Source organism: Bradyrhizobium sp. C9 (assembly GCF_002532045.1).
Taxonomy (GTDB): domain Bacteria; phylum Pseudomonadota; class Alphaproteobacteria; order Rhizobiales; family Xanthobacteraceae; genus Bradyrhizobium.
Genome location: NZ_NWTG01000007.1, coordinates 265,453 through 279,051, shown reverse-complemented (window position 1 = coordinate 279,051; position 13,599 = coordinate 265,453). Strand labels below are relative to the sequence as shown.

The window sequence follows — 13,599 nt, the reverse complement described above, 5'->3', positions numbered from 1 at the left end:
AGAGCATGATCAGAAGACGCAAGCGTGAGGCCGACTTCAACTGACAAATGCGCCAGATTCTGACGCCGGATTTAGGATTGGCGAACGCGCCGGCGCGCGCAGCAAACGACCGGATAGAACGCCGCGACGGCGTTGGCCGGGATCGACGGACATTTGGCTGGAATCAGCGGGTGCCGCGCGTTGAATTGATCCGACGGGTTTCTTAATCCTGCGCCCATCCAAGAAGCGACTTCGTCGCGGCGGGATCGCAGATCCGGTTCACAATTTGTCGATCACCGGGTCTCCTCGTCGCGGCGCCGTAACCCATCCGCGATGCAACCGTCCTTCACCCGGCTCCTCTCGGCGCCGGGACGACGGGTGCTGACCTTCAGCAAGGAGCTTTCGATGAGCGACGAGATCAAGAGACCGTTTCTGACCCACGCCTCCGGCGCACCCGTTGCCGACAATGTGAACATCATGACGGCGGGTCCACGCGGGCCGGCGCTTTTGCAGGATGTCTGGCTGATCGAGAAGCTGGCGCACTTTCACCGCGAAGTGATCCCGGAGCGCCGGATGCACGCCAAGGGCGCCGGCGCGCACGGCACCTTCACCGTTACTCACGACATCACGCGCTATACCAAGGCCAGCATCTTCTCGCAGATCGGCAAGCAGACGCCGATGTTCGCGCGGTTCTCGACCGTTGCCGGCGAGCGCGGTGCGGCGGACGCTGAGCGCGACCTCCGCGGCTTTGCGCTGAAATTCTACACCGACGAAGGCAATTGGGACGTGGTGGGCAACAACACGCCGGTGTTCTTCTTCCGCGATCCGCTGCGTTTCATCGACCTCAACCACGCGATCAAGCGCCATCCGCGCACGGGCGTACGCGACCCCGACATGAACTGGGACTTCTGGACGCTGCTGCCGGAAGCGCTGCACCAGGTCACCATCGTCATGAGCGAGCGCGGCATTCCGAAGAGCTTCCGTCACCAGCACGGCTTCGGCAGCCACACCTACAGCATGATCAACGCCAACAACGAGCGCGTCTGGGTGAAATTCCATTTCCGCACCCGGCAGGGTGTCCAGAACCTGACCGACGCCGAGGCCGAAGCACTAGTCGGCAAGGACCGCGAGAGCCACCAGCGCGATCTGTTCAACAGCATCGAGCGCGGCGATTTCCCGCGCTGGACGTTGTTCGTCCAGGTGATGACCGATGCGCAGGCAAGGGCATTCTCGTTCAATCCGTTCGATCTGACCAAGGTGTGGCCGAAGTCGGATTATCCCCTGATCGAGGTCGGTCACTTCGAGCTCAACCGCAACCCGGAGAACTTCTTCGCCGAGGTCGAGCAGTCGGCATTCACACCGGCCAATGTCGTGCCCGGCATCGGCTATTCGCCGGACAAGATGCTACAGGCCCGCCTGTTCTCCTACGGCGACGCACAGCGCTACCGGCTCGGCGCCAACCACCACCAGATCCCGGTCAACGCGCCGAAATGCCCGTTCCACAGCTATCACCGCGACGGTGCGATGCGCACCGACGGCAATCTGGGCGCCACGCTGACCTATTGGCCGAACAGCCACGGCGAGTGGACCGACCAGCCGCAGCTGAACGAGCCGCCGCTCGAGATCTCGGGCGCGGCCGCGCATTGGGATCACCGCGTGGATGACGACCACTGGCAGCAGCCGGGCGATCTGTTCCGCAAGATGAATGCCGCGCAAAAGCAGGCGCTGTTCGACAACACCGCCCGCCAGGCTGGCCAGGCGTCGAAGCACATCCAGGAACGGCATGTTGCGAATTGCAGCAAGGCCGATCCGGCCTACGGCAAGGGCGTCGCGGATGCGCTCGCGCGGTTTGCCGACAGCAAGCTTTAGGGGAAAATGAAGAGGCGGCGAGCTCGGCTCGCCGCCTCTTGACCGCTGCCTAGGTCGGCTTGCCGCGCCCGCTCTTCTCGGCCGCACGGCGTAGCGCCTCGGCGAGCGCGCCGCCGCCGGACTGCTCCTGCGGCTTGCGCGGAGCCGACGACGTCATCTTCGCCGAGCCGCGCGAGAAATCGCGTGACGGTCCCGCATTGTCCTTCTTCGGCCCGACCTCGTCGTCGAGCCGCAAGGTCAGCGCAATGCGCTTGCGCGCGACCTCGACGTCCAGCACCTTGACCTTGACGATGTCGCCCGGCTTCACCACCTCGCGCGGGTCCTTGATGAAATTCCGCGACATCGCCGAGATGTGCACCAGGCCATCCTGGTGCACGCCGATATCGACGAAGGCACCGAAGGCGGCGACGTTGGTCACGGTGCCCTCGAGGATCATGCCCTGCTTGAGGTCCTTGACTTCCTCGACGCCGTCCTTGAACACCGCCGCCTTGAACGCCGGACGCGGATCACGGCCGGGCTTCTCCAGTTCGCGCAGAATGTCAGTGACGGTCGGCAGACCGAACGTGTCGTCGACGAAGGATTGTGGCCTGAGCCCGCGCACCACGTCGGCGTTGCCGATCAGCGCCTTGATGTCGCTCTTGGTCGCTTCGAGGATACGACGCACCACCGGATAGGCCTCCGGATGCACCCCGGACGAATCGAGCGGATCCTCGCCATTGCTGATGCGCAGGAAGCCGGCGCACTGCTCGAACGCCTTCGGCCCGAGCCGCGGCACCTCCTTGAGCGCCTTGCGCGACTTGAACGGGCCGTTGGCGTCGCGATGCTGCACGATGCTCTGCGCCAGCCCCTGCCCGATGCCCGACACCCGCGAAAGCAGCGGCACCGAGGCGGTATTGGCATCGACGCCGACCGCGTTCACGCAGTCTTCCACCACGGCATCGAGCGAGCGCGCGAGCTTGGCCTCGCCGAGATCGTGCTGGTATTGGCCGACGCCGATCGCCTTCGGTTCGATCTTGACGAGTTCGGCCAACGGATCCTGCAGGCGCCGCGCGATCGAGACCGCGCCGCGAATGGTGACGTCGAGGTCGGGCAATTCGCTCGAAGCGAAGGCGGAAGCCGAGTAGACCGACGCGCCGGCTTCGGAGACCACGATCTTGGTCATCTTACGCTCGGGCAACCGCTTCACGAGCTCGGCGGCGAGCTTGTCGGTCTCGCGCGAGGCGGTGCCGTTGCCGATCGCAATCAGCTCGACACCATGCTCGATCGCGAGCTTGCCGAGAATGGCCAGCGCCTCATCCCAGCGCCGCTGCGGCTCGTGCGGAAAGATTGCCGTATGCGCCACCACCTTGCCGGTGGCATCGATCACCGCGACCTTGACGCCGGTGCGATAGCCGGGGTCGAGCCCCATGGTGGCGCGCGGGCCGGCCGGTGCCGCCAGCAGCAGGTCGCGCAAGTTTGAAGCGAATACCCGCACCGCCTCGGTCTCGGCCGCGGTCCACAACCGCATCCGCAGGTCGATGTTGAGATGGATCTGGATCTTGGTGCGCCAGGCCCAGCGCACCGTCTCCGTCAGCCACTTGTCGCCCTTGCGGCCCTGGCTCGAGATCGCAAAGCGGTTCATGATCCGGAGCTCGTAGAGACCGGGCACGCCGGCCGCCGGCGCCTCGGCTTCCGGCTTGATCGCGAGGTCGAGGATCTCCTCCTTCTCGCCGCGGAACAGCGCCAGGATGCGGTGCGACGGCAGCTTCGGCAGCGGCTCGGAGAAATCGAAATAGTCCTTGAACTTCTCGCCCTCGGTCTTCTTGCCGGTGCGGACGGTCGAGGCCATAATGCCGTTCGACCACATCTCCTCGCGCAGCGCGCCGATCAGGTCGGCATCCTCGGCGAAGCGCTCGACCAGGATCGCGCGCGCGCCGTCCAGCGCGGCGGCGACGTCGGCAACCTGCTTCTCGGCATTGACGAAGGGAGCAGCGGCCTCGTTCGGATCGTTCTGCGGCTGCGTCAACAACTGATCGGCGAGCGGCTCGAGCCCGGCCTCCTTGGCGATCTCGGCCTTGGTGCGACGCTTGGGCTTGTACGGCAAGTAGATGTCTTCCAGGCGGCCCTTGCTGTCGGCGGCCATGATCTGGGCTTCGAGCGCGGCGTCGAGCTTGCCCTGTTCGCGAATCGAACTGAGCACCGCGGTGCGGCGCTCCTCGAGCTCGCGCAAATATGTCAGCCGCTCTTCCAGCCTGCGCAGTTGGGCGTCATCCAGCGCGCCGGTGAGCTCCTTGCGGTACCGCGCGATGAACGGCACGGTAGCGCCGCCGTCCAGCAGCGTCACCGCCGCCTCGACCTGCTCGTCACGAACTCCCAGCTCCTGCGCAATCTGATGATGGATCTTTGCCACGCCTGTCTCTCTCACCCCGTTGCGCCGCCAAATCACCGATGGCGCGGACGCCGCTTATGGACCATCCCGGAATGATTCATCAAGGCGCGCTGTGGATCAAATTTGGCGCGCCGCACGCGCTATTTCCGGGATCTTGGCCGTCCGCGGCTTGACAAATAGACCCGCGCCGCATTGCCGCCGAAAATCGCAGCTCTTGCCTCACTTGACAAATCGGCAAGCAGGCTCTCTGCGGCTGCGAACCAATGTGCATAGCCGCCGGCGAGATTGACGACGGGCCAATCGCTGCCCCACAGCATGCGCTGCGGACCGAAGCATGCCAGTGCATGATCGACGGCTTCGCGCAAATCGGCGACCTGCCAGTTCGGCGCGGCCTCCGTCGCCAAGCCCGACAGCTTGCAGACGACGTTGGACCGTGAGGCAAGGCTCGCGATGTCGCGCTTCCAGGCCGCGATGTCGCCGGTTGCGAGTTGCGGCTTGCCGAAATGGTCGAGCACGAATTGCAGGTCCGGATGGCGATCGACGACCTGAATCACCCGAGACAGATGGCGGGGCAATGCCAGTGCATCGAACACGAGGCCGTACTGCGCCATGGCCTCGAGCGGCCCGGCCAGTTCCGGCCGCAACAGCCAGTCATCGTCGGCGATGTCCTGCACCATCGGCCGCAGGCCGACCAGCAGTTGGCGATCGGCGATCGCATCGATCCGCGCCGCAGCGTCGTCGCCATCGAAGTCGATCCAGCCGACCACGCCGCGTACTACCTCCGCGCCTTTGGCAACGTCGAGCATGAACGCCGTCTCCGCCTCGGTCGGCGCCGCCTGCACCAGAATCGTGCCGTCGATGGCGGCCGCGGCAAGATGCGGCATCAAATCGGCCAGGCCGAAGTCGCGGTAGATCGGTCCGCGCTCGGGCGTCAGCCAGCCGTAATCGGCTCGCGCCAAGGTCCACACATGGTGATGGGCATCGATCCGCATCATGCCGGCACCGGCGCGTGCTGGTCGAGTAACGCCTCGGCTTTCAGATCGCGCCACAGCGCAGCGGGGACGGGCGACGACAATGCGGCGGCGTTGCGCTCGACCTCCTGCGGCGTCTGTGCGCCGAGCACGACGCTGGCGATCGCCGGATGGCCCAGCGCGAAATGCAGCGCGGCGGTCGGCAGCGCCACGCCGTGTGCGCGGCAGACGCGCTCGATCGCCGCCACCTTCTGCATCACGTCGAGCGGCGCGTCCTTGTAATTGTACTTGGCGCCGGCAATCGCGCCGGTCGCCAGGATGCCGGAGTTGAACACACCGCCCAGCATCACGCCGATGCCCCGGGCTTGTGCGAGCGGCAGGAATTCGGCCAGCGCCGGCTGCTCCAGCAGCGAGTATCGGCCGGCAAGCAGCATGGTGTCGAACGTGCCGGCCCTGGCGAAGCGCACGCACATCTCGGCCTCGTTGACGCCGATCCCGATTCCCTTGACCACGCGCTCGGCACGCAATTTGTCGAGCGCAACATAGGCGCCCTCCATCGCCTCACGGAACCTGGCTTCGATCGCATCGGCGCCATGGGTCCAGACGTCGACGTCGTGGATCAGCAGCAAGTCGATATGATCGGTGCCGAGCCGCAGCAATGACTGCTCCACCGACCGCATGGTGCCGTCATAGGAATAATCGACCACCGCGCGATGCGGTTGGCCGCCGACGAAGTTCGAGCCGTCACCGCGGCCGTGGAACGCGTCCATCCAGCGCCCGACCTTGGTACAGACGACGACGTCGTCACGCACCACGCGGCGCAGCGCGGTGCCGCAGCGATGTTCGGCGAGACCATGCCCATAGAGCGGTGAGGAATCGAGCAGGTTCACGCCCAGCGCAAACGCCCGCTCCGCGGCTGCGATCGCGGTGGCGTCGTCGAGCCGCGCGAAGAGGTCGCCGAGCGGCGCGGTGCCAAAACCGAGAATGGAGACATCGAGCCCGGTGCGGCCGAGCCTGCGGCGTGGCAGTGCCGCGCGACCGGAGGGTCGTTGTTGGGTCATTGGAGTCTCCCACCTAGGTTTCTTGTTAGCCCCTCCCACAAGACTAGCGTCGTTGACCGGGATCGTGAAGGACCTTGGTTACCACTGCGCGGTGAGGCTCATCGCACACACGACGCATCGTTAAAATGCGATCGACAACTTCACGTTGCCTATCGGTTGGAAATGGGCTATGGGAGCGCTCCGCAACTCCAATGCAGGAGGCGACGTTGTTCAGGTCTGCACGCTTCCCGGGTTCGCCGCGCGATTTTTGACGCGCGTCCCGGGATCAAATCCCGGGTGAAATCGCTGCACCCACACGCAATCCAGTCTGCCGCGGACCTTATGGCTCCGCGCTGCGGAACCGTTCTCATGACCTTGCCGCTTCTGCTGGCCTCTCGTCGAGTGGCCACACGCTCTGCGCTGCTCGAACGACAGCTGCGGAGATATCATCCACACGTTCAGGGAAGAATTCGCGCGCTGGCCGCGCGGCACACGCGTCTTGCCGACCTTGCTGCAAGCTTTCCTGCGCTGCTGTTTGCGTTAGCCGTACCGCAGACCGGGCTCGATCCTGCGCGTGCGCTCGCACGCGTCATCGATGGCCAGTCCCTCCCGGATGCCGCAGCCGCGGCGGGCATTCCGCTGTGGCTGCGAAGGCTTCCGCCGGAAGCGCTCACACGTCCGATCACGGCACTTCCCGATGGCGAGCTGTTTCGCCGGCAGATCGCGAACCACCTGCCGCGATCGCCGAAGTTCGCGCCGATCTGGCTGCAATCCGTCGCCACGGTTGCCGAAGTCGCGCATGCGCAGGCCGCCGTCTGGATTGCGCGCGAGCTGGTCCGGGCGCCGCCGCGTACCGATCCTGCACGATTGCGGCTCATCAGCCTGTGGGCGTGGTTCTCCACCCAGCCGACCACGCTGGGACATACGCTGATCGACCGGAGATGGACACCGAACATGCAGATCGGCTCGGCGCTCGCTGCCGCCGAGGCGTGGCGCACAATGATTGTCCTGCATGTCAGCCTCGGCTCGCAGGAGATCGCCGACATGTGGCTGCAGCCGGGCCACGTCGACGGTTACGATTTCATCCCGCTGAACTCGACCACGGATATCTCGGAAGAAGCCGACGCCATGCAGAATTGCCTGCGCTCGTACGGCACCAATCCGGCTCACAATCGCTCACGGCTCTGGAGCGTCAAGCGACGCGGGCAGCGCATCGCCACCCTCAAGGTTGCAGTCCGCTTCGACGATCCACTACCCGGGATCGCCGAACTCAGGGGACTCCGAAACACCGCCGTGCCGCGCGAGGTTTGGTGGGCAGCGCGCCAATGGCTACATGCGCACGATCTGTTGCGGATCGACATGGCGCAACGCAAATGGGGCACCGCATCTCTCGACCGTCCGACCTGGCGCGCGATCTGGCGGCCATACTGGCTCGCCAAGCGACAGATTCCGGAATGGCTGCCGCTCGCCCCGTCGCGCAGGGCGCTCAATGCGCTGTGATGCGCCTTCGCCCGTCGCCGCGTTGTTGCTACCGTTCGGCAGCAATCTGCTCGGCGACATTGTCGACCACCACGGGACTCTCGAAATAGGCGACCGTCGGATCGGCGCCATATTTCTCCCTGGCGCGGGCGCGCCACGCATCGGTGTACAACGCCTCCGCCTCATCCCTCGAGTTCCAGAAATAGATGCCGCCGGCCGTCATGCCGTCCTCGGACAGCACATAGGTCTTGCGAAACAGCCCCTGCACGCCGCGATAGATCGGCGCGGTGCTCAGGAAGATGCTGCGCGCTTCCTCGCGCGTGATCGGCTTCGGCAATCTGAACGTCGTGACGGCGGTAATCATCCCGGTCTCCTGTGTCTTCATTCTTGACACCTTTGTCAATCTTGACGATAGTGTCAAGAATAACTTGATGGAGCGAAATCACATGGTAGGCGTACGCCAGTTCGACGAGGACGACGTGATCGCAACCGCGCTCGACGTGTTCTGGCGCAAGGGCCTGCATGACGCCACCATGCAGGACCTTGCGGCGGCGACCGGCGTGCAGCGCGGCAGCCTCTACAACGCCTATGGCGACAAGGAAGCAATCTTCCTGCGCGCCTTCGATCAATATGCTGCGCAGTTCCTGGAATCGGCGGGCAATGCGCTGGCCCACCGCGACACGACGACGGCTCTGCGAAATTTCTTCGACATGATCATCGTCAACATGACCGACGGCTCCCCGGCGCGCGGCTGCCTGACCACGCGCACCGCGCTCGATGCGGGGATTTCGAGCGCCGCGGTGCGCCAGCGCGTGCAGGATGTGCTGGGCCGGCTCGAGCAGCTGATCGGTGAGACCCTCGGCGCCACGCCGGGCGGGCGGCGGGCGGCCGATGCCTACCGACTGGCGCGGGTCATCGTGACCTTCACGCGCGGCCTCGCCGTTATGGAGCGCGCCGGCTACAGCCGAAAGCAGTTAAAGGAGTCAGGCGCGACTTTTGTCGACGCGGTGGTGGGCGCCTGAGCGAGATTTGTCTGACCAACGTTCCAGGAGGAATCATCATGACGGATCGAAAGGGCGGCTGCCTGTGCGGCGCGGTGCGCTACGAATTGAAGGCGGAGCCGCGCGGCATCGCGATCTGCCATTGCACGCATTGCCGGCGGCAGAGCGGCAGCCTGTTTTCGTTCAACCTCGTGATCCGCGAGGCCGACTACCGGCAGTCCGGCGAGACCGCCGTCTTCATCGATACCGGCGACAGCGGCCAGCCGGTGCTTCGCCATTTCTGTGCAGCCTGCGGCTCGCCGATCCTGGCGAAGACAGCGCTGATGCCGGGCAAGGTCGTGGTGAAGGCCGGCACGCTCGACAACACGGACGGGTTGCAGCCGCAGATCGAAATCTACACCGACCACGCCGCGACATGGCTCGCGCCGGTCGCAGGCACCACGCGCTTTGCGCAGAATGTGTGACGGTCAGGCCTGCCGCGCTCAGCGCGGCGGCTTTCGCGACCAGGCCCCGACAAAGGTTGGCAGCGCGAACGCGCCGTTCGCCGCAACTACTTCGGCCCGCAAGCGCTCGGCAAAGCTGTCCAGCGCCAGCTCCGCTTCGGTCGCGACACCGAGCTTGACGATATGCGGCAGGTTGCTGCGCAGGCCGCTCGCCATGTAATCGTAACCGTCGAAATCCGCCCCGCCTCCGGCCGGCGCGAACAGGCTCATGCGCGGTGCGGAAAGCCCGGCCGCGACGAAGGCCCCGTGCAACGACAATCCCATGCGATTGTTCAGGCCCGCCCGGTGAAACATCTCCTTCACGGTGCCCCACGCCTGCGACAGCAGCGGCGACGGCGGATTGGCGATCGGCCCCTCGCCCCAGTCGAGATCCTGGAACGCCACGATGCCATCGGCCTTGACGTGCCCGAGCAAGTGCCGAATTAGCGCCGCGGGGTCCTTCACGTAGATCAGCACGAGCCGGCCGACAATCGCATCGAAGTCCCGGTCCAGCTCAATCGTGTTGATGTCGCCGACCCGGAACGAGACCTGGCGGAGGCCGAGCGAGCGCGCCGTGGCCGCGGCTTCCTCGACGATAGCGGGATTGCTGTCGACCCCGACGACCGCCCCGCTTTCGCCGACCAGGCTTGCGGCAATGAAGGACACGTTGCCGGCTCCGCTTCCGACATCGAGCACCTTCATGCCCCGCGAGAGCCCGGCCTCCTTCAGGAGCTGCCATGTCGACGCATCATAGAGCTGCGACTGGCGCTTGAGCCGGTCGGTCTCCGCGGTCGAGCGCCCCATCACATAGTTCGGATCGTAGCCGGACGTCTCTTGCATGATCTACCCGCCTTCGGTTCGTGAATGGAGACGGCCGCGCCCGCGCTCACGCCGGCTGCAGGCCGGACAGGAAAGCCTGCAGATCGGCCGCGAAGCGTTGTTCGAACGCGATGGCGCGGTGGGGTGAATGGCCGCAGCCCTCATAGCGAACGATGTCGGCACGCGGATTGTCGTGCGCGAAGCGCGCGTCGTGGTGCTCCAGCAACGCCGCCCCACATCCAGGATCGGCCTGAATGATCCTGACGGGACAAAGGAATTCCCGCCCGGTCGGAATCGCCGCGAGAACGGAGGTCGCAACGTTTCCGTCCGCCCAGCACCGCCCGTCCTGTCGCTGCAGTGCAGACGCGTGGCTCAACAGGTGACGGGGGCCGAAATGATCTCGGCCGATCCCGCCCATCGGCGTCGGAGAGTCTGCAAGGAACGCGAGGTATGTGCCGAGCGGCGCGCGCGCCTGCTGCCACACAGCCTGACGCGCGCTGACGATTGCAAACAGTTTTGGGAATGCCGACTTCTCCCACTCGCCCGGCTGGCCAAGATACCACGGCGGGTCTTCGAGGAAGGCGGCGCGCACATTGGCATCGCCGCGCTGTGCCAGCACACCGGCAACGCAGCCGCCGAGCGAGTGCCCGACAATCACCGCCGGACGCCCGATCGCGGCCAATGCGGTCTCCGCGTCCGAAACATAATCGGCCAGCGCATAGCCCGAGGCCCGATCCGAGTGCCCGTGTCCCCGAAAATCCAGCGTCCAGACCCGATATCGATCCCTGAGCCGGCCGCCGATTTCCTGCCATGTGTCCCGGCTGAGCGACAGGCCGTGGAGAAACAGGATCGGTTCACCGTCGGTCGGTCCATCGACCGAAGCAGCAAGCCTGACGCCGTCATTGTCGAGCGTAAGATCAGTCACCGAACATCTCCGTTGCGAAATACCGTCGGCATCAGGCGCCGGCCGGGTTGCACCTCGGCATCACCCGCGCCGATCTCAGCGTCCGATCTGCCGGAACTTGTCTGTGAGGCCGTCGAGATAACCGACCCAGGTCGAATTGATCGGCTGGTTCTCGATCAGCGCGTGAAAGCGGATCATCATGCAGATCAGGAATAGCGGCTGGATGAATGCCGCGCGCACCGTCACCGCCAACAGGGCCGCAATGAAGACGGTGACCATGGCGCCATATTCCCTGACAGCCTCCGGCAACCAGACGGTCACCACTCCGGCGGGGACCAGCAGCAGCAGGCAAAGCAGGATGCTCAGGATCCGCTCGACGATGACCATCCAGACCGACGTCGCCAGGATCGGCTTGGCGTTCTGGCAATAGTAGACCAGTCCGTCCTGGATGTTGCGCCTCGGATCGTCGCCGCCGCGCGCCAGATCATAGGACAGCACCACCTTGTCCAGATAGCGCGTCGCGGCCGACAGGATAGTGTTGAGCAGACCGACGATCGCCTTCATGCCGGGCGCCGGCAGCCAATCGCCGAGGGTATCGAGCGCATTGTGAAACGCGCGGAGCACGGCGCGGATCAGCGCGTTGAGCCCGAACAGGACCGCGACCTCGCCGAACCGGTCCATCACGATCCGGCGGCCGTAGGCGAACTGCCCTTCGGTGCCGTTGCCGATGCTGCCGCGCGTGATCAGCTCGGTCACCACGGCGACATGGCCGCAGGCGATCATGTGAAGCGTGTAGCGTAGGATGGCGCCCCAGATCCATCCGCCGAGCAGCAGGATGCCAAGCAGCCAGCAATAGCCGAACACGCTGGCGACATGGGTGCCGAGCCACACCGCGCCGCCAACGGCGACGATGACCCAGATGGCGCACGCCGCGGCAAAGGCCAGCAGCACGCCCCAGCGCGCCAGTGCATAGGGCAAGGTTTCGACCAACAGCTTCAGCGCCGTCCCCAGACCATGATCGTGAACCAGCAACGGATAGGAATGGGACGCCCCTTGAGGTTGTCCTTGGGATTGTCCCGCGGCTTGCCAATCGGCTGAACCGCCGCGGCCGCTGCCATTGCTCAGGCTTATGTCAGACACGTGTTGCCTCTTGTTGGCTCTTGGGTTGCCGTGATCGATCGAGATTGGATTCAACGGTATCGTTGTTGCGGGATCGGCCCGGCACGGTGACTGATGCGGCAACCTGCCCAATGGCAGCTTGTCCGCGGCAGACCAGGCGTCACAGCGCCAACACCTCCGGGGCTGGCAGAGGGTTGGTCCGTTGGCGCTGTGAGCCGGCACAGCCGCGACATCGATCAGGGAGGAGCGCCGATGTCGCGGCCAGCGATCATTGACCGGCAGCCGGCAGCTCGGCGTAGTTACCGTCCTTGTCGCGGCGGTACACGACGTAGTCGATCAGGGTGATGTCACCCTTCGGCGTGTAGCTGATGTTGCCGAGCACGGTGTCCCAGTGTCCACTCTTGATGGTCGCTGCGATCTTCTTGGCGTCGGTTGTCTGGGCGCGGGCGACGGCCTGGCTCCAGATCTGGAACGCGGCATAGCTGTAGAGCGTGTAGCCGTCCGGATCGATGCCCTTGTCCTTGAACTTCTTCAAGGTCGCGGCCGCGGTCACCTTCTTGCGCGGATCAGGCGAGAAGGTGAACAGCGAGCCCTCGGCCAGGGGACCTGCGATCGCGGCGAACTGCTTGTCGACCAAGGCGTCGCCGCCCATCAGCACGGCATTGACGCCCTGCTCGCGCATCTGGCGCAGGATCAGCGCCGCCTCGGCGTAGTAGCCACCGACATACACGAAATCGATCGATTCCTTCTTGAAGCGGGACACCAGCGCGGCAAAATCCTTGTCGCCCTTGGTGTAGGCCTCGTAGAGCTTTTCCTTCACGCCCGCCGCGTTGATGGCGTTCTTCGTTTCGTCGGCAAGGCCTTTGCCGTAGGTCGTCTTGTCGTGGATGATCGCGACGTTCTTGGTCTTGTAGTTCTTGATGATATAGGCCGCCGCGACCATGCCCTGCTGATCATCCCGGCCGCAGACGCGGAACGTGTTCCACAATCCGCGCTCGGTGAAGAGCGGGTTGGTCGAACCCGGCGTGATCTGCAGCACATTACCCTCGGCATAGGCGTCCGAGGCGGGGATCGAGGTCGACGAGCAGAAATGCCCGACCACGAACGGAATCTTCGCGCCTGCCATCTTCTCGGCAACCGACACCGCCTGCTTCGGATCGCAGGCGTCGTCGCCGACCTCCAGCTTCAGCTTCTTGCCGAGCACGCCACCCGCCGCATTGATGTCGGCGATGGCGAGGTCAGCACCGTTCTTGAACTGCTGACCGAAGCTCGCCTCCGAGCCGGTCATCGGCCCAACCACGGCAACACTGATATCCTGGGCCATGGCCGCGCCGGATAATGCCAGGCTCGCGCCAACCGCAAGAAGGTATCCTCGAAGTGCAAACTTCATCATATTCTCCTCGATGGTCTCAAGTCGCCTCAATGCATCGCAATCGGCTGGTATCGCGGGCCGCAACGATCACCGGGGCTGCCTTGTATGCGCGCGATGAGCAGCAGGCTCGGACTGAGGCGACGGGGGATTGGACATATGCGACATTGGGCAACAATGTGAAACACGTTGCCGTGCA

General features: G+C 65.0%; 12 protein-coding genes. 4 read left to right on the top strand and 8 right to left on the bottom strand.

All coding sequences use genetic code 11. The features are described from left to right. The first annotated feature begins 384 nt into the window (after positions 1-384). Complete coding sequence (locus tag CO675_RS18190; protein WP_097673353.1) at positions 385-1,848, top strand: catalase; 1,464 nt, start codon at positions 385-387, stop codon at positions 1,846-1,848. Between the two features lie 49 nt (positions 1,849-1,897). On the opposite strand, the gene CO675_RS18185 is transcribed toward CO675_RS18190, so the two are convergent. The 3 genes from CO675_RS18185 to CO675_RS18175 form a co-directional block, all read right to left on the bottom strand. Further along, positions 1,898-4,237 (bottom strand): Tex family protein, encoded by a 2,340-nt coding sequence (locus tag CO675_RS18185; RefSeq protein WP_097673259.1) that lies wholly within the window; start codon positions 4,235-4,237, stop codon positions 1,898-1,900. A gap of 119 nt (positions 4,238-4,356) precedes the next feature. Beyond that, positions 4,357-5,211: an amidohydrolase family protein gene (locus CO675_RS18180; RefSeq protein WP_097673258.1), complete on the bottom strand. Its 855-nt coding sequence runs from the start codon at positions 5,209-5,211 to the stop codon at positions 4,357-4,359. Further along, complete coding sequence (locus CO675_RS18175; RefSeq protein WP_097673257.1) at positions 5,208-6,248, bottom strand: aldo/keto reductase; 1,041 nt, start codon at positions 6,246-6,248, stop codon at positions 5,208-5,210. The genes CO675_RS18180 and CO675_RS18175 overlap by 4 nt, the downstream gene beginning before the upstream one ends. 162 nt (positions 6,249-6,410) lie before the next feature. Here CO675_RS18175 and CO675_RS18170 point away from each other — a divergent pair, with 162 nt between their 5' ends. Continuing rightward, positions 6,411-7,727 (top strand): hypothetical protein, encoded by a 1,317-nt coding sequence (locus tag CO675_RS18170; protein WP_245452809.1) that lies wholly within the window; start codon positions 6,411-6,413, stop codon positions 7,725-7,727. 28 nt (positions 7,728-7,755) lie between these two features. Here the strand turns inward: CO675_RS18170 and CO675_RS18165 are convergent, their stop codons facing one another. Further along, positions 7,756-8,070, bottom strand: a complete 315-nt coding sequence (locus tag CO675_RS18165; RefSeq protein WP_097673351.1) for a monooxygenase — start codon at positions 8,068-8,070, stop codon at positions 7,756-7,758. On the opposite strand from CO675_RS18165, the gene CO675_RS18160 reads away from it, so the two are divergent. Together CO675_RS18160 and CO675_RS18155 are read left to right on the top strand one after the other, a co-directional pair. Further along, complete coding sequence (locus tag CO675_RS18160; RefSeq protein WP_198964645.1) at positions 8,027-8,728, top strand: TetR/AcrR family transcriptional regulator; 702 nt, start codon at positions 8,027-8,029, stop codon at positions 8,726-8,728. The genes CO675_RS18165 and CO675_RS18160 overlap by 44 nt on opposite strands. Before the next feature lie 38 nt (positions 8,729-8,766). Continuing rightward, on the top strand, positions 8,767-9,171 hold the full coding sequence (locus CO675_RS18155; RefSeq protein ID WP_097673256.1) for a GFA family protein: 405 nt from the start codon (positions 8,767-8,769) through the stop codon (positions 9,169-9,171). Positions 9,172-9,189: 18 nt separating this feature from the next. Here CO675_RS18155 and CO675_RS18150 read toward each other — a convergent pair whose 3' ends face one another. The 4 genes from CO675_RS18150 to CO675_RS18135 all read right to left on the bottom strand — a co-directional run bounded on the left by CO675_RS18150 (position 9,190) and on the right by CO675_RS18135 (position 13,421). Beyond that, on the bottom strand, positions 9,190-10,029 hold the full coding sequence (locus CO675_RS18150; protein ID WP_097673255.1) for a class I SAM-dependent methyltransferase: 840 nt from the start codon (positions 10,027-10,029) through the stop codon (positions 9,190-9,192). 46 nt (positions 10,030-10,075) lie between these two features. Next, on the bottom strand, positions 10,076-10,933 hold the full coding sequence (locus CO675_RS18145; RefSeq protein WP_158231267.1) for an alpha/beta fold hydrolase: 858 nt from the start codon (positions 10,931-10,933) through the stop codon (positions 10,076-10,078). Positions 10,934-11,008: 75 nt separating this feature from the next. Then, on the bottom strand, positions 11,009-12,052 hold the full coding sequence (locus tag CO675_RS18140) for a hypothetical protein (RefSeq protein ID WP_143279039.1): 1,044 nt from the start codon (positions 12,050-12,052) through the stop codon (positions 11,009-11,011). Between the two features lie 247 nt (positions 12,053-12,299). Further along, positions 12,300-13,421: a branched-chain amino acid ABC transporter substrate-binding protein gene (locus tag CO675_RS18135; RefSeq protein ID WP_097673349.1), complete on the bottom strand. Its 1,122-nt coding sequence runs from the start codon at positions 13,419-13,421 to the stop codon at positions 12,300-12,302. Positions 13,422-13,599 lie beyond the last annotated feature (178 nt).